The following is a 22,736-nucleotide window of genomic DNA, read 5'->3' on the forward strand; positions in this document are numbered from 1 at the left end:
CGGTGAATCAGGCCGGCGACGGACGGTCGTGCTGATAGCGGAGTACCGGGATCAGCACCTGGTCGACGACCTGGGTGAGGAACGCGTCATCGGCGGGTAGGCCGTGCGCGACGATGCGGGACATGGTGAGCGCGGGCGCCAGATCGTGGAACAGCTCCCGTTCGCCGGCCTCCGGCGGGATCTCCCCGCGGGCGGCGGCGCGGACCAGGATGGCGGTGCTTGCCACCCGCCCGGCCGGCAGCACCTGGTGACGCACCAGGCGTTCCAGCTCGGGGTTGGTCCGCATGGCGAAGGTCAACGCCTGCATGAGGTCGCAGTCGGCAGTGCAGATCGCGGCCGTGGCCCGCAGCAACTCGATCAGGTCCCCGCGGAGGGAGCCGGTGTCGGGCGGGTTGTGTACGCCCACCTGCCGCTCGCGCAGGGCGGCGACGACCAGCTCGGCCTTGCCGTCCCAGCGTCGGTAGATGGTGGCCTTGCTGACGTGGGCGCGGGCGGCGACGGCGTCGATGGTCATCCGGTCGAAGCCGACCTCGCGCAGGGTGTCGATGACGACTGTGAACAGGTCGTTGTCGGTGCAGCGCGGAGCCCGGGCTGCCGGCACCCCGGCACCCGCGCCCACCTGCTGACCACCCAGCATCCCGACCCCCCGCGAAACGATGTCGTACTGACCCTAGTTCGCGGTTGGCTGATCGTGCAGGGTTTCGTGAGTTGCCTCGCACTGGGCCGGCGAAACGGTCACGTTTCACGCAGTGTCAGCCCAGGTGGCAGGATCGGTACGAGTCGCGTGGTCAGGAACCCAGCGCCACTTCCACCTTCTTTCGGGTGCCCCAGCCCGTGCGCCAGCAGGTGGCGATGCCGTACCAGCGGATCGCCCGGAGCACCACCAGGGCGAACACCACGGCGACGGGCGTGAGGAGCCAGGTGCCCCACTGGTAGGCCGTCGACTGGTCCGATCGTCGTACCGTCATGTAGCGGAGCGCCTGCCCGTACCCGACGATCAATGGCACGGCCACCAGCCACGGAATCGCCCGCGGATCGGGGTCGATGATCGGCGACAGGATCGCCACTGCCACGAACAGCACCGTCGCGACCACGGTGGCCGCCCAGCGCAGCAGGTGCAGCCACCACGCGATCGACCGCAACGACAGGTACCGGACCCGCCACCAGGTCCTGATGAAGCTGCCGCGCATCCAGCGCAGGAACATTCGGCAGAAGTGCCCGGCGTTCTCCGGCATGAGGGAGAACGCGAACGCCGACGGCTGCTGCACGGTACGTCCCCGGACCATCGCGAAGAGGGTGAGCAGGGAGTCGTCGGAGAAGGGCACCCGCTGACCGAAGAACGTCTCCGTCAGATACGCGCCGAGGTTGTCGCGAACCACCTCCGCGCGGTAGGCGGCGATCGGGCCCGAGTTCACCCACACACACCCGAACACCGACAGCGAAGACCGGTCGGTGAGCTGCCCGGTCACCAGCCACAGGTCAGTGAACCGGGTGAGGAAGCTGCTGCGCACGTTCGCTGCCATCACCACCCCGGCCACAGACTGCACCGCCGGATCGGCGAAGGGCTTCAACAACTCCCTGAGGGCGTTCGGGTCCGAGATGGTGTCCGAGTCCACCGTCCAGTAGACGTCGGCTGCCGGGGTCGACCGCACCGCGGCCGCCTGGGCGTGCCGTTTGCCGGCGTTGGGTTGGATGTGCCAGGCGGCGATGATCCCGTGTACGGGGGCGACGTCGAGAAACCACCGCTTGATCGGCTGGTAGCCCTCGGTCAGCTTCGACCCGTCGTCCACCACGTAGATGGTGTTTGGTTTACGTGTTTGGAAGATCATGGATTCGAGGCAGGCCCGCAGCGCGCCCGGATCCTCGTTGTACGCCGGCACGACAGCCACCACGTGCAGAGCGTCGAGGTGCCCCTGCATCCGGTCGGTGACCACTGCGGGCTTCTCCAGATAGGAGGTGCCGAGCTGCCAGATCAGCAGCAGGAACATGGCGGCGTACGCGAAGGTGAAGCGGTGACCGCCTCCGTCGATGGCGCCGATCACGGCGAGGACGTGATGGGCGGTCCACGCCGCCGCGGCGGCCAGGACGACCGCCGCGGCGAACAGGACACGACCTCTGGTGACGCTGGCGGTCACTGGCCGACCGACTGCTTACGACGGAACGTCATCCGGATCATGACGAAGCCGATGAGGACGGCTGTCGCGCCGGTGAGGGCGATGGTGAGCGGCAGGGGGAGGGCGTAGCTGCCGATACCGGCCGCGCCGCCGATCGTGACAACGCCCATACCGGTACGGGGAAGGCTGCCACCGGACATGATGTATCTCCGCTCTTCGAAGGATGGTGAGGCTGTAGCGGCGACCGGTACGACGCCGATGTGGCCCGGCCTTCACGCTGCTGAACTGCGAATATGACTCTGCGCAATGACGCGCTCACGTTCGCAAACAAGTTTGTCCAGGTCAATCTCGAAGGTCACGTGAACGGTCGTCCGGCCCGGCCCGAGGAACCTTCCCGCTGCCGGCGTGTCGGAGATGTCCTCCCGGCTCCACGGCACCTGGCCTGCGCTTTCACCGCACGGCCGGGTCAGGCCGGGGAATGTCGGCGAGGATCTGCTCTGTCGGGTAGACGTCAGGGCAGCACGTCGCTGTCGACAAACGGATGACGCATCGGGTTAACACCCTCGGGCGAGGCGGTCAGTCGCGGGGTGCGAGGACCACCGGAACCGCCACCGTGTTGATCCGCGCGCCGTTCTCGGCGGACACCTCGTACACCTCGACGGTGCCCCGCTGTTCGCGGACCGGGCGCCAGCCGACCAAAACCCGGTAGCCGCCCCGGCAGCCGCTGCCGCAACTGGCGGTGCCGAAACCGGTGGCCACCTCCCGGCCGGCGGCGTCCAGCACCCGGACGCTCACAGTGGCCTCGAACACGCTGGCCGTGCCGGTGACGACGAGCGGGGTAAAGACGCGCTCGCCGGGGATCGGGCCGGTGACCACGATCGGTGGCAGCAGGTCGGCGTAGTCCGCCCGGTCCACCGGGGCCGCGCCGTCGAGGCGGACCTGACGCACACTGGGGAACTGGGTGAGCGTCCACACCACCTGCCCCTCGCGCAGCCGCCGGGTGGCCGGGTCGCCGACGGACGGCAGCCGCAGCGTCGCCACGCCGTCGGCGATGCGGGTGACAGCGACGCCGGCCGGAAGCAGTGTGATCATCCCGGTGGCGGCCTCGGCCGGGCTCGGCCCAGCGGCCAGTTCGGTGAGCGCCAGCCGGGACGTGGCGACGGTGGCTGGCCGGGTACGCCGGGTCGGCACGAGCAGCCCGTCGCGGACGTACCACAGCTCGATGGTCACCGGGTCCGGCCGGCGCGTGCCGGCGGACGCCGCCGTCGACGGACCCGACGGCCGGTTCGTGGGCGGTGACGTTGGTGCCGCGGCCCGGGGTGGGGTGGGTTCCGGGCGGTCGGTGGATGCGACGCTCGGCGGTGGCGCGGTGGGCGCCAGGCCGAGGTCACCGGAGCGGGGAGTGCCGCAGCCGCCGAGCAGGAGCGCCGCGACCAGCGCCGATGCGCCCAGCCCGGCCGCGCCGCGGCCGGTCACCCCGCACCGCCCGGCGTGCCGGTGGTACGCGCAACCGGCCGTGCGTGGGCGCGGTCGTCCCGGTGCGGCGGGTCGCCGTGCGGGCCGGCGGGAGCGCCAGCGGGCAGCTCCAGCCGGAACCGGGTGCCCTCGCCCGGTTCGCTGCGCACGCTCAGCGCGCCGCCGAGCAGCTCGGCGTGCTCCCGCGCGATGGCCAGCCCGAGCCCACTGCCCGGCGCGGAGCGGGACCGATCGACCTGGTGGAACCGGTCGAACACTCGGGGCAGATGTTCGGCCGGGATGCCCGGCCCCTCGTCGGTCACCTCGAAGACGACAAGGGGACCGGAGCGCGCCACGCTGGCCGTGATCTCGCCACCGCCGTGCTCGATCGCGTTGGCGACCAGGTTGGCCAGCACGCGCTCCAGCCGACGCCTGTCGGTGCGCGCCGCTACCGGATCACCGGTGACCCGCACCCGCGGCGACCAGCCGCGCGCCGCGACGATGCCGTGCAGCAGCCCCAACGCGTCGACCGACTCGACGTCCAGCCGCTCCCGCCCGGCATCCAGCCGGGAGATCTCCATCAGGTCCTCGACCAGCCGGCGCAGCCGGACCACGTCGCCGACCAGCAGCCGGGCCGCCGGCCGGGCGTCGTCGGGCAGCTGGTCGAGGTGCTCGCGCAGCAGCGACGCCGCCGCCACCAACGCGGTCACCGGGGTACGCAGCTCGTGCGCGACGTCGGCGGTGAACCGTCGCTCGCGGGCCTGTGCGGCCGACAGTGCGGCGATCTTCGACTCCAGGGCCTCGGCCATCTCGTTGAACGTCGCCGCCCAGACGCTGAACTCGTCGCGCCCGCGAACCGGCAGACGGGTGGCGAGCAGGCCCTCGGTGAGTGCTCGGGCGGCGCGGCTGGCCCGGCCCACCGGCTCCAGCGTGCGGCGGGCCAGTGTGTGACCCACGGCGGCGGCGAGCAGCACCACCAGCGCCCAGCCGGCCACCAGCGCGGTGCGGAGCTGACCCAGGTCGGTGGCGACGTCGTCCTCCACGGTGAGGACGTACAGCTCGGCGGTCGAGCCGGGGATGCGCCCACCGATCACCAGCAGTCGAGGGCGCTCCTTCGGCGCGGAGCGCTGATAGCCGAGCCGCCCGTGCGCGACGTCGGCCCGCAACCGGGTGCCCAGCACCGGGGCGTACGCGGGATGCGAGGCGCGAGTCGGGCCGTCGACGAGCAGCACGTGCCGACCGCTGGCCTCGAAGCTGGTGAGCAGTTCGGTGCTGCGCTGCTCGGTCAGCGGCAGGAACTGCCCAGCGAGAACGAGCTGGTAGCGGGCGTCGGCGGCGGCCTCGTGCAGCGACGCGTCCAACCAGGACTGCCGCAGCAGCAGCCCGGTCCCGCCGGCGAGCAGCCCGGCCGAGACGCCGGCCACCAGGACGAACGCGATAGTCAGCCGGCGCCGCAGGCGCCCGGGGAACACTGCGCGTCCGGCCATCGCCGCCCCTGTCAGCCCGTCGACAGTTTGTAACCGGCGCCGCGCACGGTCCGGATCAGCCGTGGCTGCGCCGGGTCGTCCTCGACCTTCGCGCGTAGCCGCTGCACCGCCACGTCGACAAGTCGGGAGTCACCGAGGAAGTCGTGGTTCCAGACCAGGTCCAGCAGCAACTCCCGGGTGAAGACCTGACCGGGCCGGCGGGCCAGCTCCAGCAGGAGGCGGAACTCGGTGGCGGTGAGCGCCACCTCCTGGCCGTGCCGGCGCACCACGAAGCCGTCCGGGTCGATCACCAGAGCGCCGACCTCGATGACTGTCGAGGGGGCCGGCAGGCTGACCCTGCGCAGCACCGCGCGAACCCGGGCCACCAGCTCGGGCAGGTCGAAGGGCTTGCGCAGATAGTCGTCCGCGCCGCACTCCAGCCCGACCACCACGTCGATGGTGTCGGTGCGCGCGGTCAGCATCAGGATCGGCACCTGGCTGCTCCGCCGGATCTCCCGGCAGACCTCCAGGCCGTCCAGGCCCGGCAGCATGAGGTCGAGCACGATGAGGTCGACCGGGTGGGCGCGGAACGCGGCCAGGGCCTGCCGCCCGTCTACAGCGGTCTCGACCCGGAACCCGGCGCGACGCAGACCGAGGGCGGTGACCTCCCGGATCGAGAAGTCGTCCTCGACCACCAACACGCGGCCCTCCATCACCCGAGGGTAGACCCGGCGCCACAGTGCGTAGTCCTGGCGGAACGGCCGACATCGGCGACCGGCTGGCCCCCTCCGGGCACCGCCTGACCGCTACCGTCGGGTGCCTTCGGCACCCCTGAACCGGCTCACACGAAAGGGCACGACGTGAAACGTCATGGCTGCGTGATTCGACTCCGCCCCGAGCAGCGGGAGACCTACCTGCGGTTGCACGCCGCCGTCTGGCCGAGCGTGGAGAAGACGCTGCGCGAGGCGAACTTCCGCAACTACACCATCTTCCTCCACGACGATCTGCTCTTCGGCTACTACGAGTACGTCGGCGACGACTACGAGGCCGACTCGCGGCTGATCGCGGCGGACCCGCAGACGCAGGAGTGGTGGAAGCTGACCGACCCGTGTCAGGAGTCGATCGCCGAGCCCGGCTCGGGTGACTGGTGGGCCCCGATGCGCGAGGTCTGGCACCTGGCCGACGAAGCCTAGGTTGACGGCGCCGATCATGGAGTTGTGGTGCCCGTTGTGAGGGCTGGCGGTCGCTTTGTCACCCACCACAACTCCATGATCGGCGGGGCGAGGAGGGTCTGACGAATCGTTCCGGCGCGGGGCGGCCGGTTATGTCTTTTACTTGACACCTAAACCTTCCGGGCGGAGCATCGATGGGAATCGATCGATGTCGTCCCGGGAGGACACTCATGCGCGAAGTCGCTGACCGGATCGCCGCGGGTCTCGCCGCCGCACTGATCACCACGCTGACCGTGACGCTTCCGACATCGCCAGCGGCTGCTGGAGAGCCGGTCCAGAGCCCCGACAACGGCCTGGTCTTCTACTCCAGCTACCCGACCGAAGTGGTCGGCAGGCAGGCCACGCCCGATGGCGTCTGCCGTCCACTCCCCGCCGAGGCGACCTGGGCGTTCCCCTGGAGCGGCGGCTTCCACAGCGTCCCCGGCTACCGGACCCCCGACTGCAGCGGCCCGGGGTACGAACTCAACAACTTCCACAGCTGGCCCGAGGGCCTCTTCCTCAGCTACCGGGCCAGCTGACAGGTCGTACCACTCACGCCACCCGCTGCGTGATCGGCCACTGCCGTGGTCTGGGGGACCGCACTACGATGCGGGTGTCGAGATTGGATCCGAGTGGTCCGGTGTGACGACGGATCACCCCGGCATCACGGGAAGCGACAGTGACCGACGGTGGGAGCAGGGGCGGTGCCGACCGGCGCGAGCGCGGGCCGACGCCGCAGCGCACCAGCGTCGGAGTAGCTGTCGCGCTCGCGCTGTTGGCGGTCCCGCTACTGCCGATCATGTGCCTGTCGGGACTGGCGCTTGTCACGAGCATCGCTCCGTCCGAGCCTTGCCGGCCCCCATTCGTGCCGGATCCCTCAGACTGCGGACCCGAGCCGTTGGCGTTGCTCCCGACCGCGTTGCTGGCGGGCGGCTACGGCACAGCCGCCATTGTCCTGGCCCTCAGAGCCGCCCTGCCGCAGTGGGTGCGCATCGGCGCCCTTTGCGTGGCGCCGGTTGCTGCCGTCCCACTTCTCTGGGCCCTGTTCGTCCACCGCCCCCACTGATCAGGCCGGCAGCGCGGCCAGCGTGCCGTGGGACGCCGGGCAGCCGAGCTGCGAGAATCGGTGGTCGGGCTGGTCCGCCGTGTCCCACGATGCCGTCGTCTCGCGCCGACGTCGAAACAGGTCCAGAAAAATTCTGGTAGTGCTGTCGATTGGGATCCGTTCAGTTCGTAGCAGTGGTGAGAGCCCGGCATCGCAACGGGCCGCACACTCACTGGAGGGCACGATGACCGCCACTGCGAACACGAGCCGCGCCGCCACGTCGAACGTCGGTGCGCTGATCCGGACCGGTGTCGCCGCCACTGTCGCGGCGAGCGTCGCCACCATGGCCGTCGCCGCCGTCGGGCACCTGGCCGGGATCAGCCTTGAGCTGGGCGGTGCCCCGATCCCCGTCACGGGCTTCGGCGTGCTGACCGCCGTCTTCTCGCTGATCGGCGTAATCATCGCCGGGGTGCTGGCGCGTTTCGCCCGACGCCCCCGGCTCACGTTCGTCCGCACGACGGTGGTGCTGACGGCACTGTCCCTGGTGCCGGACGTGATCGCCGACGCCGGGATGGCCACCAAGGCGCTGCTGATGCTCACCCACCTGGTCGCTGCCACGATCGTGATCCCCGCCATCGCGCGCCGCCTGGCCGCCTGACCTGAGCCCAACCCACCATCGAGCTACCGGAGGAACGTCATGAAGCAGTACCTGCTGTCCGTGCACTTCGTCGAGGGCGCGCCGACGCCGTCCGACGAGGAGACGCAGACCATGTTCACCGAGACCGGCCGGATCAACGACGACATGCAGGCCACGGGCGCCTGGGTCTTCGGCGGGGGACTCACCTCGCCGGACAGCGCCACTGTCGTCCGGGTCGAGAACGGCGTCACCGCCATGAGCGATGGGCCGTTCGCCGAGACGAAGGAGCACATCGCCGGGTTCTGGGTCATCAGGTGCGCGGACCTGGACGCGGCGCTGGCCTGGGCCGAGAGGTGCGCGGCCGCCTGCGGCCCGGTCGAGGTGCGTCCCTTCGACGACCTGTCCCAGGCCTGACCAGCAGCCGGTCTGCCGACATGGACCTGGCGAGCATCTACCGCGCGGAGTACGGCCGCTGCGTCGCCACCCTGGCCCGCCTCCTCGGTGACATCAACCTCGCCGAGGAGGCCGTCCAGGACGCCTTCACCACTGCGCTGCAGAAGTGGCAGACCCCGCCGCCGAATCCGGGCGCCTGGATCGTGACCACCGCACGCAACCGTGCCGTCGACAGGCTTCGCCGAGAGTCGACACGCGAGGCCCGGCACGCCCAGGCCCTGCTGCTGTATCACCAGGATGAGCCCTCGGAGGTGGGACCGGTGCGGGACGACCAGCTACGACTCATCTTCACCTGTTGTCACCCGGCGCTGGCCCCGGAGGCACGGACGGCTCTCACCCTGCGCCTGCTGGGCGGCCTCGACGTACCGGAGATCGCCCGTGCCTACCTGGTCCAGGAGTCGACCGTCGCCCAGCGGATCGTGCGCGCCAAGAAGAAGATCCGCGACGCCGCCATCCCGTACCGGGTGCCGGCCGAACATGAGCTGCCGGACCGGCTGCCGCCCGTCCTCGCCGTGCTCTACCTGATGTTCAACGAGGGCTACGCGTCCACCGCCGGCCCGTTGATCAGAACGGACCTGTGCGCCGAGGCGATCCGGCTCGCCCGCGAACTGGCCGCGTTGATGCCCGACGAGCCCGAGGTCCTGGGCCTTCTCGCCCTGCTGCTGCTGACCGAGGCGCGCCGTCCGGCCCGGCTCGGCCCGGCCGGCGACCTGGTGCTGCTGGCCGACCAGGACCGATCACTGTGGAAGCGGCAGCTCATCGTCGAGGGGCATGACCTGGTCCGCCGCTGCCTACGCCGCAACCGGCCCGGCCCGTACCAGATCCAGGCCGCGATCGGCGCTGTGCACACCGACGGCGCCGCCACCGACTGGCCGCAGGTCCTGGCCCTGTACGACCAGCTCCTCGCGCTCGCGCCAACCCCTGTCGTCGCGCTCAACCGTGCGGTAGCCGTCGCCGAGGTGCACGGGCCGGCGGTGGCCCTCGCCGCGCTGGAGGGCGTCGACCTCCCGCGCTATCACCGGCTTTCCGCCACCCGGGCCGAACTGCTCGCCCGGCTCGGGCGCAACGACGAGGCCCGAGCCGCCTACGACCAGGCCGCGGCACTGGCCACCAACCCGACCGAGCGGGCCTACCTGGAGACCCGTCGCGACGAACTCACCGGTGAATGGAGAGCATCATGACCGCCACCTACACAGTCGACGTCTTTTCCAGCCTCGACGGCTTCGGCACCAGCAGCGGAAACTGGGGCGGCTACTGGGGAAAGCAGGGCCCCGAACTGCTCGCGCACCGCCTGTCCGTGTACAGCACGGAGCAGCGCATGGTCTTCGGGGCCAACACGTACCGGGTGTTCGCGCAGATGCTCGCCGCGAGCAGCGAGGAGTCCGAGGTCCGCGACGCCTGGGTGACCCGGATGAGGAACCTCCCGGCGACAGTGGTGTCGGACACGCTGGAAGGCCCCCTCGACTGGCCGGACGGGACCGTCGCGCGCGGTGACGCTGTCGATGTCGTCGCCCGGCTCAAGGAGGAGTCCGCCGTGCCCCTGCGATCGCACGGCAGTCTGTCGTTGAACCGGGCGCTGATGGCCGCCGGACTGGTCGATTTCGTCCAGGTGACGCTCTTCCCGGTGATCACCGGACAGACCGGCACCGAGCCGATCTTCCAGGGAGCGGCCGACTTCGACCTGGAGTTGATCGAGAGCCGGACCCTCGACGGTCGCACCCAGGAGCTCGTCTATCGGCCCACCCCGCACGTCTGAGTCATCACGCCGGAGAGCATGCGCCGGGGCTTCGCCGAAGCTGTCGATCAGCCCCGCCGCCCACCAACGCCGGTTCGCTACGGCGCGCCGCGCCCAGCCGGGTTGGGCCCACGCTTGGCCGTCCGCCTCACCTCGGCGGACGGCCAAGCGGGTCGGCCGGTTCCGATCACCACTGGTGGGCGACGTCGAGCACCACCCGGCTGTGAGTGCCGGGGCCGGCGAGCACGAGCACCCGGAACGGCAGCCGCGCCCGTACGCCGACGGCGAAGGTGCTGTAGCCCTCGAAGCTGCCGCCGAACACCACGTCGCGCAGCGTCGGGTAGCGCAGCAGGTTCCCCACGTGCTCGCCGACCGCGTAGGGCACGGTGCCGAGGTGGTCGTCGTCGTACGCCGGCGCCCGCAGCGAGACCCGCAGCAGCGCACCGCCGGCGGTGTACGGCGACAGCGCCAGCCCTTCGCCCTCGGTCCACGTCTCGCCGTAGCCGATCGCGTAACCGTCGACCGGGCCGTTGAACTCGAACACCACCCGGTCGTAGCAGTCGTGCCGGCCGGTCCGTACGTCGACCAGCGGGGCGTCGCTCAGCGCGCCGGCCGCCTTCTCCGCGCTGCCCCAGGTGATCCCGCAGTACGGCGCTCCGGTCGTGGTGCCCGCGGCGGTGCTGCTGCCGGCGCTGGCGACCAGCCCGGCGAGGACGACCGCCAACGCGGTCAGTGCGCTCCTGATCCTCATGGTTTTCTCTCCGTCCGGTTCCGGGGTCACGTCGCGGCGGCGCTGCCGGTGACCCTCTGCCGCCACCGTCGTCCTGCCCCGGCACAGGAGCTTCGCTGCGACGTAACCGCCGAGTAACAGCAGGCGGTCGGACCGTCAGATCGGGGACGGACCGACATCGGCGAGTGTCGTAGTCTCCATTTCGGACGCGGGCCCCGCAGGACGGTGCGGAGGCCGGGTCGCTGTCGTGACGCGGTGTCCTCGGCCGCCCCGGTCCCGGGTGGCGCGCAGCCGCCGTCGACGTCGCCGGTATGACGCTTCCGCTATGCCGAACATCGAACGCCGTCACACTAATATCGGCGTACATCGATGACCGGCGGCCCGATGGTCGTCGGACGACCGCAGGGGAGTGCCCGATGTACCGAGGACAACTGAGACGCGCGGCGCTGGCCGTGCTGGTGGCGATCCTGGCGGCGGCCGGGACGCAGCTCGCCACCGGCACGCCGGCCGCCGCCGTCCGGACCGTCTACTACGACGCGAGCCGGACCGGCGAGTTCCGCACCAACTTCGACCAGGCGGCGCAGATCTGGAACAGCCGGGTCAGCAACGTCCGACTCCTGGCCGGCACCCCGGCCAGCATCACCATCTACGTCGACGACGGCTGGCCCCGCGCGCAGCCGACCGGTCTCGGCTCGGGCCGGATCTGGATGGGCCGCACGGCCGTCAACCAGGGCTACGACCGCACCCGCATCGCCACCCACGAGGTCGGCCACATCCTGGGCCTGCCGGACCGGCGCACCGGCCTCTGCTCCGACCTGATGTCCGGCAGCAGCGCACCGGTCTCCTGCCGCAACGCGAACCCCAGCGCCGCCGAGGCGAGCCGGGTCAACTCGCTGTTCGCCGGCACCCTGGCCGCACCGGCCAGCACGACGTACACCTGGAACGACGCCTCGGACATCAGCCCACTGGTGGTCGGCGGCCGGCCAGCCACCGAGAACTACCCCTTCATGGTGTACGTCTCCGGCTGCACCGGCACGCTGATCACTGGCAACTGGGCGGTCACCGCCAAGCACTGTTCGACGCCGTCCTCGGTGCGGGTGGGCAGCGTCAACCGCACCACCGGCGGGACCGTGGTGCGGGTGACCCGGGCGGTGAACCACCCGAGCGTCGACGTCAAGCTGCTGCAACTGGCCAGCTCGGTCACGTACGCGCCGGCCCCGATCCCGAGCACCTCCGGCGCTGTCGGAACGGCCACCCGGATCATCGGCTGGGGCCAGACCTGCGCCCCACGGGGCTGCGGTTCGGCCCCGACAGTGGCCAACGAGCTCGACACGTCCATCGTGGCCGACAGCCGGTGCTCCGGCATCAACGGCACGTACGAGATCTGCACCAACAACACCAACGGCAACTCCGGCGCCTGCTACGGCGACTCCGGTGGCCCGCAGGTGCGCCGGGTCAACGGAGTGTGGAACCTGATCGGCGCCACGAGTCGGGCCGGCAACAACAACTCCACCTGCGCGACCGGCCCGTCCATCTACGTCGACCTGCCGTCGATCCGATCGTGGATCTCCACTCAGGTGGGTGGCCTACCGGTCTGACCGGCAGTGACATCGCGGGCGGGGGCGAGTGTCAGGCGCGCCCCCGCCCCGGTGTGCCGGTGTCACCCACGCGATCCCACGATGCGGTACGGTGCGTGGCATATCGGCACATCGGAGGTGGCGTCATGCCTACCGTCGTCGTTCTCGCGCTGACCCTCGCCCTCGCGCCCGCGCCGTCCCCGTCGGCCACCTCGAACCCGCTCGGTGACATCGTCGGCGGCGTCGGCCAGATCGTCGACGACCTGCTCGGTGGTGACACACCCAGTGCCGCTCCGACGCCCAGCGTCACCCCCTCCGCGGCGGCAACGCCGAGTCGGCCACCGGTCGCCGGTAAGCCCAGCCCGGTGGAACCCATAGTGATTCCCGGACCCGCCGTGTCGGCGGAGAACGTCCCCGCACCAACAGCCCCCGATCGCCGCACCGCTGGCGCGAGCAGCGGCACCAGCGAGGCCGTCGTGCCGCCGCGCGACGGCGACACCCCCGCACCGATCGTCGCGCCTGCGCTCGCCAACCCCACCCGCAATGCCTGGCCACCAGCGTCGTACCTGCTGGTCGTTGCGGTCCTCGCGGTGCTGACATTGCTGCTCCTGCGCCGCCGGGCCCCCGTTCCCGCCGCCGCACCCGATCCCGGTCCGACGTCGGATCCCTGGCCGGAGCCGGATCCCGGCCCGACGCCGGACAACGTCAGCCGGTTGCCGACCAGCCTCAACGCCATCTACGAGATGGGCCGGCAGGACGAGCGACTCGAGCAGGAGCGCCGCCGCCGTAGCTGAGTGCACGCGGTCCTCACGATGCCGAGTAGGCGCCCTCACGCCGGGGGATCGCGTCGTCGTACGCCCCGACCGGCCCGCTGTAGCGGGCCTTGCCCTTCGGGTACGGCCAGGCGTTCGCGGCGCAGCCGTGCAGGCCCAGCGTCTGCTGCTGCATCACCGGCGCCGGCCGGCCCCGCCCGGGGCACCGCTCGTGGCCGTACCCGAGTTTGTGCCCCACCTCGTGGTTGACCATGTACTGCCGGTAGGTCTGCACTGTCGCGCCGTAACCCGGCACCCCCTTGACCCAGCGCGCCACGTTGAGCACCACCCGGCCGCCGTTGCGGCAGGAGGTGTAGGCGTCCGGCACGTCCTGGCAGAGGGTGTCGCGGGTGCCGGGGGTCGCCAGGTAGATGGTGAAGTCGGTCGGTTCGCCGGCACCGACCCGGCGCAACCGCCACGCCCCGCCCGCCGTCCACCCGCGTGGGTCGTTCAACGTCGTGGTGATCGCCGTGGCGATGTCCCTCACCGGCAGGCCCCGGATGTCGCGCTCGACGGCGACCCGGTAGCGCAGCAACCGGCCGGCCGTCGCGCGCCCGGGGGTTGTCTCGCCGGGCGCCACCGACCAGCGGTTACCGCCGGTGGCGGGGTAGCTGACCGGGACGACTGGCGCGGAACTGGGTCGAACCTCGGCGGCCCCGGTCGGCCGACCGGTAGGCGTCGGCGGTCGGCTGGGCAGCGGCCCAGCGGCGACCGGGACGGCGGCGGGTTGCCCGGCGGCTGGCAGGCCGCACCCGGTGAGCAGCGCCACCACCAGCAGTGACGCCATCGAGGCGCTACCCCAGCGGCGGGTAACCTTCGTCGACATGTCTCTCCCCTCGCGCGTCGCCAGGTGGCGGCGCGCAGGAGAAGACGGGTGACAGTGGCGAAAAGTTGATGTGACCCAGGGCTCAACCTTTTGCCGGCTCGGCCCGTCTCTAGCTCTGTGGCACGGGAGGGGTTCGCGGTGGCGCGGGGGGACGCGGATTTCGTCGAGTTCGCGCGGGCGGCGTCCGCGCGACTGGTGCACGCCGCGTTCCTGATGACAGGTGACCACCACCAGGCCGAGGACGCCGCGCAGACCGCACTGGTGCGCACCTACGCGTCGTGGTCGCGGATCCACGACGACGACGCCTACGGCTATGCCCGCCGCACGCTGGTCAACCATCTGGTCGACGGGTGGCGACGGCCGATGCGGGAGTACCCGACCGACGAGGTGCCGGAGCAACGGCGTGGCGACGTGGCCGACGACGTGGCCACCCGGCGCTGGTTGATCACCATCCTCGGTGCGCTCAGCCCCCGGGAGCGCGCCATCGTCGTCCTGCGCTACTACTTCGACCTGCCGGAGGCGCAGGTGGCCCGGGAACTCGCCGTATCCGTCGGCACTGTCAAGAGCACCAGCTCCCGAGCCTTGGAGAAGTTGCGCACCGCCACCCCCCGCACGGCCGATGAGAGGGCGCGCCGATGAGCGAGCTGGACCGGCTCCGCCACGCGATGCGGGCGACCGAGCGTCCCGACGCCGTGCTCGATCTGGACTCCGTGATGCGCGAGGGACGTCGGCTGCGTACCCGTCGACGCCTGGCCGGAGCCGGGGCGGCGACGCTCGTGACCGGCCTGGCCGCCGTGGTCGTCGTGGTGGCGGTCGGCGCGTCCGGGCCCGGCGATCCGGCGCCGACCGAGCGCCCGCCGCCGGTCGCCGTCGCTCCACCGTCGGTCGGTGTCTCGCCGTGGGCGGAGAAGTCGCTGGGCCCCACGCCACCGCCGACGGTGGGCCGCGACGAGCCGCCACCGAAGGCCCTGGGCCAGATCGTGGACAGCGGGGTGCGGCACGGCGCCGAACGTCGGGTCTACTACTTCGTCGCGGTGTCCGTGCCCGGTGAGCCCAAGGTGTCCATCGGACTGGCCGCCGGTCGCCAGGCTCCGGACGGCTCGTTGAGCACCGACATCCTCGTCAACGACGTCCACGGCAGCGACCGCAGCGCCGGGTTCCACCAGATCGGCTACGACGAGAGCTTTGCCGCGCCGGTGCCCACCTTCGGCTACTTCGTCGGCCCCGCCAAGCGGATCATCGGCACCGTCGGCGGTCGGCAGGTCGACGCCCGAGTGGCGCCGTGGAGTGGCGACAAGCAGGTGCTGATCTTCTGGTTCGACCCGAGGCGGCTGAGTCCGGGGGAGCGGCTGGACGGCATCATCGCCCGTGACGCCAGCGGCCGCCGACTCTGACCCGCCGCCGGCACTCAGGCCAGTCGACGCTCGATGGTCACAGTCGTTCCCTCGGCGGTGGAGACCAGCCGTACGTCGCCGTAGGCGTTCATCAGCAGCGCGCCGCGTCCCCGGTCCATCGCCGGCCGGCGGTCCCGCCAGGTGCCGAAGTCCCGTACCGAGATCCGGATCAGCCCGCCACCCACCTGGGCGCGCACCCGTACCTCCGGACGGCTGGGTCGCTGTGCGTGCTCGACGGCGTTGTTCATCGCCTCGGAGGCGGCGAGCAGGAGATCTTCCAACACGTCCGGGTCCACGTCCAGGTCGCCCAGCGCGCCCCGGACGTCCCGACGCATCGCGGCGGCGGAGGTGGCCGCGGACGGGTACGTCCACCCCACGTCCAGGAGGTCGCCCAGCCCGTCCGGCTCGGCCGGCGCCTGCACGACCACTGCCGCGTCGCGGACGGGTTCGACCGCCGGGCCCGGCGCGCCCGGTCCCACCGGGGCGGGCCGAGCCGAGGGAGCTGTGGCAGCGACAGTCGCCGGGTCGCCGGCGATGGCAGCGGCAGGGGTACGGTCGCGGGCTCGCCGGATGCTGGCCCGGATCCGGGCGATCAACTCGGCCGCGGCGAACGGTTTGACCAGGTAGTCATCGGCGCCCAGGCTCAGGCCCTCCACGCTGGCCTCCCCACCCGCACGGGCGGAGAGCACCAGCACCGGCAGCGTCCGGGTCGTCGGGTCGGCGCGTAGTCGGCGCACCAGGTCGAAGCCGTCCAGCACCGGCATCATCACGTCGGTGAGGAGCAGGTCGGGCAGATCACTGTGGATCTCGTCGAGGGCCTGCCGGCCGTCGGTGACGGCCCGCACCCGCCAGCCCTGCCCGGTGAGCAGCCGGGTGAGGTACGCCCGCATGTCGGCGTTGTCGTCGGCGAGCAGGATCCGGGCCCCGGCCAGCTCGTCAGTGGCCGGCCCGGACGCGGGATCGGGCTCGGTCAGCGCGTCCGGTTCGGTGAGCCAGCCCATCGCTTCCTCGACGGCGGCGCGGGCCGCGTCACCCCGCCCGTCCACCGCCGGGCCGGTGACCGCTGTGCGGTGCGCCGCCGACCAGGGCAGCGTCACTGTGAACCTGCTGCCGACGCCCACCTGGCTGGTCACGTGCACGTCGCCGCCCTCCAGCCGGGCCAACTCGTGCACCAGGGCCAGCCCGATGCCCGTGCCCTCGTGACTGCGCGAGCGGGCGCCCCGCACCCGGTGGAAGCGTTCGAAGAGTTTCGGCAGGTCCCGTTCCGCGATGCCGATGCCGGTGTCCGCGACGGTGAGGCGCACCTCTTCGTCGTCGGCGTCGACGGTGACCCGGATGCGGCCGATGAACGTGTACTTCAGCGCGTTGGAGAGCAGGTTCGTGACGATGCGTTCCCAGTTGACCGGGTCGACAGCTACCGGCCGGGGCAGCGGTGGGCAGCTCACCTCAAGAGTCAACCCGGCCCGCTCGACGGCGGCCCGGAACACCCCGGCGAGTTCGGCGGTCAGCGCGGCCAGATCCACCACCCGGGCGTCGCTGCGCGCCCGCCCGGCCTCCAGGCTGGAGAAGGTGAGCAGGCTGTTGACCAGCGTCAACAGTCGGGTGGCGTTGCGCCAGCCGGTCTCCACCCGCTCCCGCTGCACCGCCGCCAACGGCGCGGTGGCGTCGGTGAGGGCGTCGGTCAGCGGGCCGAGGATGAGGGTCAACGGGGTACGGAACTCGTGGCTGACGTTGGCGAAGAAGTCGGTCTTGACCCGGTCCAGTTCCGCCATCGCCTCGATCCGGCGCCGCTCCTCCTCGTACTCCTGGGCGTTGCGCAACGCCACGGAGATCTGCTGGGCGAGCAGGTGGTGGAAGGAGCGGTACGCCTCGTCGAGCCCTCGGCTGGGGCTGACCCCGGCGAGCAGGACGCCGAGCGGCTGATCCTCGTCGGCGGAGGGCAGCGGTAGCGCCAGCGCGGTGCGAACCGGGTCGTTCCAGGGGCCGGCGGGCAGCGGCAGCCGGTCGGCGACGTCGGTCACCTGGGTCGCCCGGCCCTCGGCGGCGTCCGCCAGCCCCCAGGCGTACGCGGGCGGGCCCGGGTCGGTCAGCTCGACGGTGTCCGGCAGGGCCGGGGCGTGCCCCTGGTCGCCGCCGGTGCAGGTGATCCGGCGCAGTGCCGTGCCGTCGCGCAGGTAGATGGCGGCGAACGGCACGTCCAGGGGGTGACCGTCGATCACGTCGATCAGCCGAGCGGCGGTGGCGTCCACGTCGACGGTGCGCCCGTCGCCGAGCACTGACAGGTCGCGAAGGAGACGGAGCCGGCGTTCGCCGACCACCTGCTGGGTGACCTCGCTGCACACGGTCAGTACGCCGACGGTGCGGCCGTCGTCGTCGCGGGCCGGGGCGTGCGAGACGCTGAAGTAGGCCTCCTCGCGGTAGCCGGCCCGCTCCAGCAGCAGTTGCAGGGCGGGAACCCAGCTGGCCACCCCGGTCGCCATGGCCTCCTCGATCAGGGGGGCGAGCACGTTCCAGCCTTCGGCCAGCGTCACCCGTACGTCGTCGCCGAGCGCGGCGGGGTGCTTGTCGCCGATCAGGGCGGAGTACGCGTCGTTGTAGAGCTGGGAGTAGCTCTCACCCCAGAGCAGCAGCATGGGGTACCGGGAGGAGAGCACCATCCGGACGGCGGCGCGCAGGCTCTGCGACCATTCGTCGACCGGGCCCAGCGGGGTGCCGGCCCAGTCCAGTTGTGCCATCAACCGCCCGGTGTCGCCGCCGAGGAACAGGTCAGTGCTGGGTCGCGTCACGCTCGATCCGACCCCATCGCAAGCCCCCGTTCCGGGCCCGACGACCCCTGCCGCGTTACCTACCCATCCTGACACCTCTACTCACCTGTGCTGACGCCGGTACCCACAGTCGAACCGGCGGCGGTTCGGGACGAACGACCGATGCTCAAGAAATAGATATCTGTAAGTGTCTCGGGTATCTCTCCAACCCCGAGGAGCCCCCATGAGAGGCAGAACGCTGAGCGCGGGAATCGCGCTCGCCGTGTTCGCCGGGATGACGGTGCCGCTGGTCGCCCAACCGGCGACCGCGTCACCTCCGACCGCCACGACGGTGACCCGGCCGATCGCCGCGTCCGCCGCCGCGTTGGCCGCGCCGGACATCTCCATCACCAACGTCCAGGCGCACCTGACCCAGTTCAACGCCATCGCCACCAGCAACGGTGGCAACCGACGGGCCGGCTCGGCCGGCTACACCGCCTCGCTCAACTACGTCAAGACCAGGCTCCAGTCGGCCGGCTACACGGTCAGCGAGCAGTACTGCTCCAGTTGCCGCTACCCCTCGAACAACCTCATCGCCGAGTGGCCCGGCGGCCCGGCCGACCAGGTGGTCATGTTCGGCGCGCACCTGGACGGCGTCGCGGCCGGTCCGGGCATCAACGACAACGCCACCGGCTCGTCGACCCTGCTGGAGAACGCGCTGGTCCTGGCCGCGCAGAACCCGACGATGACCAAACGGGTGCGGTTCGCCTGGTGGACCGACGAGGAGCAGGGGCTCAACGGCTCCCGGTTCTACGTCAACTCGCTCAGCGCCACCCAGCGCGGCTACCTCAAGGGCTACTACAACTTCGACATGGTCGGCTCGACCAACGGCGGCTACTTCATCAACCGCGTCACCTCGACCACCGCGGCGCCGCTGAAGGCGTACTGGGACTCGTTGGGCCTGCAACCGGAGGAGAACGTCGAGGGCCAGGGCCGCTCCGACGACTACTACTTCCAGCAGGCCGGCATCCCCACCTCGGGCTACGCCGCCGGCGCCAGCGCGCGCAAGACCAGCGCCCAGGCGGCCAAGTGGGGCGGCACCGCCAACTCCGCGTACGACCCGTGCTACCACCGGTCCTGCGACACCACCGCCAACGTCAGCGCCACAGTGCTGAACCGGGCGGCCGACGGTGTCGCGTACGCGCTGTGGCAGCTCGCCGTGGGCGGCGGCACCCCGACCTGCACCGGCAGCCAGGTGGTCGCAAACGGTGGCTTCGAGAGCGGCAGCACGCCGTGGACAGCGTCCTCCGGCGTGATCACCAACGCCAGCGGCCAGCCGGCCCGGACCGGGTCGTACAAGGCCTGGCTCAACGGGTTCGGTAGCACCCGCACCGAGAGCCTGTCGCAGTCGGTGACCCTGCCGGCCGGCTGCGCCACGTACACGTTGTCGTTCTGGCTGCACATCGACACCGCCGAGACCACCGGCTCCACGGCGTACGACCGGCTCACCGTGCAGGCGGGTTCGACCACGCTGGCGACGTACTCGAACCTCAACGCCGCGACCGGTTACGTGCAGCGCAGCCTCAACGTGGCCGGGTTCGCCGGGCAGACGGTGACGCTGCGGTTCACCGGCACCGAGGACTCGTCGTTGCAGACCACCTTCGTGCTCGACGACGTGACGTTGCAGGCGAGCTGACCGCGTACCCGGGAAAGGGCCGCCACCGGTCTTCTCCGGTGGCGGCCCGTCGCGGCGTGGGTCAGGGGAGCTGCGGGTAGAGCGCGGCGACGCCGCCGGGGAACCCGGCCTGCACCCGCCGGCTGACGTCGTCGGCCACGATCTCGTAGGCGTCGGTCTCGACGCCGTCGACGGCGAGCCGGGCGATCACCGCCGGGTCGGACTTCGGGCCGGTGACCGTCGCGGCCATGTCGGTGTCCAGGTAGCCGACGTGCAGGCCGGCCACCCGGACGCCCTGGTCGGCGAGCTGGAGGCGCAGCGCGTTGGTCATCGCCCACTCGGCGGACTTGGCGGCACCATACGACCCGTGCAGGGGGAAGTTCACCCAGGACAGCACGGAGAGGACGTTGAGGATGGTTCCGCCGCCGTTGCCGGCGATGACCGGCGCGAATGACCGGATCATCGACAGGGTGCCGAGGTAGTGGGTCTCCAGCTCCAGCCGGATCAGGTCCAGGTCGCCGTCCAGCAGATCGGCCCGGTTGTCGATGCCGGCGTTGTTGATCAGCAGGTTGACGTCGCCGGCCAGTTCGGCGGCGGCGGCCACCGAGGCGGGGTCGGTGATGTCGAGGCGCACCGGCGTCACGCCGGGCAGGTCGACGCTGTCGGGGTTACGGGCGCCGGCGTAGACGGTGGCGCCCCGGGCGAGGAGTTCGGCGGCCAGGTGCCGGCCGAGGCCACGGTTGGCGCCGGTGACGAGGGCGGTGCTTCCAGCGATCTTCATGGCGGTCACGCTATCCGACCTGACTTCTGTTAAGCAAAGTCAGCCATGTCACGGGGGTCGTCAGCCGGATCGGGAATACGACCCGGATGCGCCCACACCCCGACCCGTGACGACTCGTATCCTTTCCGCGAACCTTCGCACGAGCCGAGATGGGAGACGGTGTGAGCAACCAGGCCGAAACGTTGGAATTCCAGGCCGAGGCGCGTCAGCTCCTCCAGTTGGTGGTCCACTCGATCTATTCGAACAAGGACGTCTTCCTGCGGGAACTCATCTCGAACGCGTCCGACGCACTGGACAAGCTCCGGCTTGCCACCCTCGTCGACAAGGACCTCGTCGCCGACACCGACGACCTGCACGTCGCCCTGGAGATCGACAGCGACGCCCGCACCCTCACCGTGCGCGACAACGGCATCGGAATGACCCGCGACGAAGTCGTCCAGCTGATCGGCACGATCGCCAAGTCGGGCACCGCCGAGCTGCTGCGCCACCTGCGCGAGTCCGCCGACGCCCACGCCAAGCAGGACCTCATCGGCCAGTTCGGGGTCGGCTTCTACGCCGCGTTCATGGTCGCCGACCGGGTCACCCTGCTGACCCGCAAGGCCGGCGAGACCGGCGGCACCCGCTGGGAGTCCACCGGCGAGGGCACCTACTCGATCGAGGCGGTCGACGAGGCGCCGCAGGGCACCACGGTGACGCTGCACCTTAAGCCGGCCGACACCGAGGACAACCTGCACGACTACACCGCCGAGTGGACCGTCCGCGAGATCGTCAAGCGCTACTCCGACTTCATCGCCTGGCCGATCCGGATGAGCGTCGAACGCCCCGGCGCCGACGGTGCGGCCGCCACCCGTGAGGTGCAGACCCTCAACTCGATGAAGGCGCTCTGGGCGCGACCCCGCGACGAGGTCGACGCCGCCGAGTACAACGAGTTCTACAAGCACGTCAGCCACGACTGGGCCGACCCGCTCGAGGTCGTGCACATGAAGGGCGAGGGCACCTTCGAGTACGAGGCGCTGCTCTTCCTGCCCAGCCACGCCCCACTGGACCTGTTCTCCCCGCAGGGCCGCCGCGGCGTCCAGCTCTACGTCAAGCGCGTCTTCATCATGGACGACTGCGAGGCGCTGGTCCCGACCTACCTGCGCTTCGTCAAGGGCGTGGTCGACGCGCACGACCTGTCGCTGAACATCTCCCGGGAGATCCTTCAGCAGGACCGGCAGATCCAGATCGTCCGCCGCCGCCTGGTCAAGAAGGTCCTCGCCACTGTCAAGGACCTCAAGGCCAACCACGCCGAGCGCTACCGCACCTTCTGGACCGAGTTCGGCGCGGTGGTCAAGGAAGGGCTGATCGACGACACCGACAACCGCGACACCCTGCTGGACCTGCTGTCGGTGGCCTCCACCAACGACCCGGCCGAGCCCACCGACCTGGCCGGCTACGTGTCGCGGATGAAGGACGGCCAGAGCGACATCTGGTACGCCACCGGCGAGTCCCGGGCCGCCATCGAGAACTCTCCGCACCTGGAGGCGTTCCGGGCCAAGGGGCACGAGGTGCTGCTCCTCACCGACCAGGTCGACGAGGTGTGGGTCGAGCGGGTCGGCACGTACGACGGTCGGCCACTGCGCTCGATCGCCAAGGGCGAGATCGACCTGGACACCGACGAGGAGAAGCAGCAGGCCGAGGCCGAGCGCGAGCAGCAGCGACAGGAGTTCGCCGGGCTGCTCGACTGGCTGGGGACCACCCTCACCGACAGCGTCCGGGAGGTCCGGCTGTCGTCGCGACTGACCACCTCACCGGCCTGCGTCGTCGGCGACGCCCACGACCTCACGCCGACCCTGGAGAAGATGTACCGGGCGATGGGGCACGAGATCCCCACCACCAAGCGGATCCTGGAGATCAACCCCGGTCACCCGCTGGTGTCCGGGCTGCGCAAGGCCCACGAGCAGGGCAGCGACACAGTCGCCCTGACCGAGACCGCCGAGCTGCTCTACGGCCTGGCGGTGCTCGCCGAGGGCGGTGAGCTGACCGATCCGGCCCGCTTCACCCGGACGCTCGCCGACCGACTGGCGCGCACCCTGTAACTG

22 protein-coding genes and 1 pseudogene are annotated in these 22,736 nt (G+C 71.1%); 13 read left to right on the forward strand and 10 right to left on the reverse strand.

Going from position 1 to position 22,736, the window contains the following annotated elements; genetic code table 11:
- Positions 1–7: 7 nt before the first annotated feature.
- From AB0B94_RS10270 to AB0B94_RS10295, 6 genes are all read right to left on the reverse strand, one after another.
- Positions 8–637, reverse strand: a complete 630-nt coding sequence (locus AB0B94_RS10270) for a TetR/AcrR family transcriptional regulator (protein WP_238669568.1) — start codon at positions 635–637, stop codon at positions 8–10.
- Positions 638–788: 151 nt separating this feature from the next.
- Positions 789–2,135: a glycosyltransferase gene (locus AB0B94_RS10275; protein WP_357271099.1), complete on the reverse strand. Its 1,347-nt coding sequence runs from the start codon at positions 2,133–2,135 to the stop codon at positions 789–791.
- Positions 2,132–2,314, reverse strand: coding sequence for a hypothetical protein (locus AB0B94_RS10280; protein ID WP_357271102.1), 183 nt, complete (start codon positions 2,312–2,314; stop codon positions 2,132–2,134). Before AB0B94_RS10280 ends, AB0B94_RS10275 begins: the two co-directional genes overlap by 4 nt.
- Positions 2,315–2,690: 376 nt before the next feature.
- Positions 2,691–3,590, reverse strand: coding sequence for a Gmad2 immunoglobulin-like domain-containing protein (locus AB0B94_RS10285; protein ID WP_357271105.1), 900 nt, complete (start codon positions 3,588–3,590; stop codon positions 2,691–2,693).
- A complete protein-coding gene (locus tag AB0B94_RS10290; protein ID WP_357271108.1) occupies positions 3,587–5,056 on the reverse strand; it encodes a HAMP domain-containing sensor histidine kinase in 1,470 nt (489 codons plus the stop codon). Before AB0B94_RS10290 ends, AB0B94_RS10285 begins: the two co-directional genes overlap by 4 nt.
- Before the next feature lie 11 nt (positions 5,057–5,067).
- Positions 5,068–5,748 (reverse strand): response regulator transcription factor, encoded by a 681-nt coding sequence (locus AB0B94_RS10295; RefSeq protein WP_357271111.1) that lies wholly within the window; start codon positions 5,746–5,748, stop codon positions 5,068–5,070.
- Between the two features lie 165 nt (positions 5,749–5,913).
- On the opposite strand from AB0B94_RS10295, the gene AB0B94_RS10300 reads away from it, so the two are divergent.
- The 6 genes from AB0B94_RS10300 (at position 5,914) to AB0B94_RS10325 (ending at position 10,137) form a co-directional block, all read left to right on the forward strand.
- Complete coding sequence (locus AB0B94_RS10300; RefSeq protein WP_238669573.1) at positions 5,914–6,228, forward strand: L-rhamnose mutarotase; 315 nt, start codon at positions 5,914–5,916, stop codon at positions 6,226–6,228.
- A gap of 209 nt (positions 6,229–6,437) precedes the next feature.
- A complete protein-coding gene (locus tag AB0B94_RS10305) occupies positions 6,438–6,785 on the forward strand; it encodes a hypothetical protein (RefSeq protein WP_357271115.1) in 348 nt (115 codons plus the stop codon).
- A 750-nt stretch (positions 6,786–7,535) separates the two neighbouring features.
- Positions 7,536–7,949, forward strand: a complete 414-nt coding sequence (locus AB0B94_RS10310; RefSeq protein WP_357271118.1) for a DUF6069 family protein — start codon at positions 7,536–7,538, stop codon at positions 7,947–7,949.
- Positions 7,950–7,988: 39 nt separating this feature from the next.
- Positions 7,989–8,342 carry a YciI family protein gene (locus AB0B94_RS10315; protein WP_357271122.1) on the forward strand — a complete coding sequence of 118 codons (354 nt, stop codon included), beginning with the start codon at positions 7,989–7,991 and terminating at the stop codon, positions 8,340–8,342.
- Between the two features lie 20 nt (positions 8,343–8,362).
- Positions 8,363–9,562: a sigma-70 family RNA polymerase sigma factor gene (locus tag AB0B94_RS10320; protein ID WP_357271126.1), complete on the forward strand. Its 1,200-nt coding sequence runs from the start codon at positions 8,363–8,365 to the stop codon at positions 9,560–9,562.
- Entirely contained in the window at positions 9,559–10,137 is a 579-nt protein-coding gene (locus AB0B94_RS10325) for a dihydrofolate reductase family protein (protein ID WP_357271129.1), read from the forward strand. Before AB0B94_RS10320 ends, AB0B94_RS10325 begins: the two co-directional genes overlap by 4 nt.
- Positions 10,138–10,303: 166 nt before the next feature.
- Here AB0B94_RS10325 and AB0B94_RS10330 read toward each other — a convergent pair whose 3' ends face one another.
- On the reverse strand, positions 10,304–10,867 hold the full coding sequence (locus tag AB0B94_RS10330) for a hypothetical protein (RefSeq protein WP_357271132.1): 564 nt from the start codon (positions 10,865–10,867) through the stop codon (positions 10,304–10,306).
- Positions 10,868–11,157: 290 nt separating this feature from the next.
- On the opposite strand from AB0B94_RS10330, the pseudogene AB0B94_RS10335 reads away from it, so the two are divergent.
- The 3 genes and pseudogenes from AB0B94_RS10335 to AB0B94_RS10345 all read left to right on the forward strand — a co-directional run.
- Positions 11,158–11,736 (forward strand): annotated as a pseudogene (locus AB0B94_RS10335) (snapalysin family zinc-dependent metalloprotease); the annotation flags it as partial.
- 18 nt (positions 11,737–11,754) lie between these two features.
- A complete protein-coding gene (locus AB0B94_RS10340) occupies positions 11,755–12,444 on the forward strand; it encodes a trypsin-like serine protease (RefSeq protein ID WP_357273809.1) in 690 nt (229 codons plus the stop codon).
- 125 nt (positions 12,445–12,569) lie between these two features.
- Positions 12,570–13,217, forward strand: coding sequence for a hypothetical protein (locus tag AB0B94_RS10345; RefSeq protein ID WP_357271135.1), 648 nt, complete (start codon positions 12,570–12,572; stop codon positions 13,215–13,217).
- Between the two features lie 13 nt (positions 13,218–13,230).
- On the opposite strand, the gene AB0B94_RS10350 is transcribed toward AB0B94_RS10345, so the two are convergent.
- Positions 13,231–14,061, reverse strand: coding sequence for a DUF3152 domain-containing protein (locus tag AB0B94_RS10350; RefSeq protein WP_357271138.1), 831 nt, complete (start codon positions 14,059–14,061; stop codon positions 13,231–13,233).
- A 138-nt stretch (positions 14,062–14,199) separates the two neighbouring features.
- On the opposite strand from AB0B94_RS10350, the gene AB0B94_RS10355 reads away from it, so the two are divergent.
- Positions 14,200–14,700 carry a SigE family RNA polymerase sigma factor gene (locus tag AB0B94_RS10355; protein ID WP_357271141.1) on the forward strand — a complete coding sequence of 167 codons (501 nt, stop codon included), beginning with the start codon at positions 14,200–14,202 and terminating at the stop codon, positions 14,698–14,700.
- A complete protein-coding gene (locus AB0B94_RS10360; protein WP_357271144.1) occupies positions 14,697–15,455 on the forward strand; it encodes a hypothetical protein in 759 nt (252 codons plus the stop codon). Before AB0B94_RS10355 ends, AB0B94_RS10360 begins: the two co-directional genes overlap by 4 nt.
- A 14-nt stretch (positions 15,456–15,469) precedes the next feature.
- Here AB0B94_RS10360 and AB0B94_RS10365 read toward each other — a convergent pair whose 3' ends face one another.
- On the reverse strand, positions 15,470–18,241 hold the full coding sequence (locus AB0B94_RS10365; RefSeq protein WP_357271147.1) for an ATP-binding protein: 2,772 nt from the start codon (positions 18,239–18,241) through the stop codon (positions 15,470–15,472).
- Positions 18,242–18,443: 202 nt separating this feature from the next.
- Between AB0B94_RS10365 and AB0B94_RS10370 the strand changes: the two genes are divergently transcribed.
- Positions 18,444–19,895 carry a M28 family peptidase gene (locus AB0B94_RS10370; protein ID WP_357271150.1) on the forward strand — a complete coding sequence of 484 codons (1,452 nt, stop codon included), beginning with the start codon at positions 18,444–18,446 and terminating at the stop codon, positions 19,893–19,895.
- A gap of 61 nt (positions 19,896–19,956) precedes the next feature.
- On the opposite strand, the gene AB0B94_RS10375 is transcribed toward AB0B94_RS10370, so the two are convergent.
- A complete protein-coding gene (locus AB0B94_RS10375; protein WP_357271154.1) occupies positions 19,957–20,655 on the reverse strand; it encodes an SDR family oxidoreductase in 699 nt (232 codons plus the stop codon).
- A gap of 149 nt (positions 20,656–20,804) precedes the next feature.
- Here AB0B94_RS10375 and htpG point away from each other — a divergent pair, with 149 nt between their 5' ends.
- Positions 20,805–22,733, forward strand: coding sequence for a molecular chaperone HtpG (htpG, locus tag AB0B94_RS10380; protein ID WP_357271158.1), 1,929 nt, complete (start codon positions 20,805–20,807; stop codon positions 22,731–22,733).
- The last annotated feature ends 3 nt before the right edge of the window (positions 22,734–22,736 follow it).

The organism is Micromonospora sp. NPDC048986 (assembly GCF_040649335.1).
GTDB lineage: Bacteria > Actinomycetota > Actinomycetes > Mycobacteriales > Micromonosporaceae > Micromonospora > Micromonospora alfalfae.

What these genes read in the sequence shown, in the direction of transcription:
- AB0B94_RS10370 (WP_357271150.1), top strand. Translation starts at nt 18,444, where the DNA reads ATGAGAGGCAGAACGCTGAGCGCGGGAATCGCGCTCGCCGTGTTCGCC.
- AB0B94_RS10325 (WP_357271129.1), top strand. Translation starts at nt 9,559, where the DNA reads ATGACCGCCACCTACACAGTCGACGTCTTTTCCAGCCTCGACGGCTTC.
- AB0B94_RS10310 (WP_357271118.1), top strand. Translation starts at nt 7,536, where the DNA reads ATGACCGCCACTGCGAACACGAGCCGCGCCGCCACGTCGAACGTCGGT.
- AB0B94_RS10305 (WP_357271115.1), top strand. Translation starts at nt 6,438, where the DNA reads ATGCGCGAAGTCGCTGACCGGATCGCCGCGGGTCTCGCCGCCGCACTG.
- AB0B94_RS10320 (WP_357271126.1), top strand. Translation starts at nt 8,363, where the DNA reads ATGGACCTGGCGAGCATCTACCGCGCGGAGTACGGCCGCTGCGTCGCC.
- AB0B94_RS10345 (WP_357271135.1), top strand. Translation starts at nt 12,570, where the DNA reads ATGCCTACCGTCGTCGTTCTCGCGCTGACCCTCGCCCTCGCGCCCGCG.
- AB0B94_RS10330 (WP_357271132.1), bottom strand. Translation starts at nt 10,867, where the DNA reads ATGAGGATCAGGAGCGCACTGACCGCGTTGGCGGTCGTCCTCGCCGGG.
- AB0B94_RS10280 (WP_357271102.1), bottom strand. Translation starts at nt 2,314, where the DNA reads ATGTCCGGTGGCAGCCTTCCCCGTACCGGTATGGGCGTTGTCACGATC.
- AB0B94_RS10295 (WP_357271111.1), bottom strand. Translation starts at nt 5,748, where the DNA reads ATGGAGGGCCGCGTGTTGGTGGTCGAGGACGACTTCTCGATCCGGGAG.
- AB0B94_RS10375 (WP_357271154.1), bottom strand. Translation starts at nt 20,655, where the DNA reads ATGAAGATCGCTGGAAGCACCGCCCTCGTCACCGGCGCCAACCGTGGC.
- htpG (WP_357271158.1), top strand. Translation starts at nt 20,805, where the DNA reads ATGGGAGACGGTGTGAGCAACCAGGCCGAAACGTTGGAATTCCAGGCC.
- AB0B94_RS10290 (WP_357271108.1), bottom strand. Translation starts at nt 5,056, where the DNA reads ATGGCCGGACGCGCAGTGTTCCCCGGGCGCCTGCGGCGCCGGCTGACT.
- AB0B94_RS10270 (WP_238669568.1), bottom strand. Translation starts at nt 637, where the DNA reads ATGCTGGGTGGTCAGCAGGTGGGCGCGGGTGCCGGGGTGCCGGCAGCC.
- AB0B94_RS10360 (WP_357271144.1), top strand. Translation starts at nt 14,697, where the DNA reads ATGAGCGAGCTGGACCGGCTCCGCCACGCGATGCGGGCGACCGAGCGT.
- AB0B94_RS10315 (WP_357271122.1), top strand. Translation starts at nt 7,989, where the DNA reads ATGAAGCAGTACCTGCTGTCCGTGCACTTCGTCGAGGGCGCGCCGACG.
- AB0B94_RS10350 (WP_357271138.1), bottom strand. Translation starts at nt 14,061, where the DNA reads ATGTCGACGAAGGTTACCCGCCGCTGGGGTAGCGCCTCGATGGCGTCA.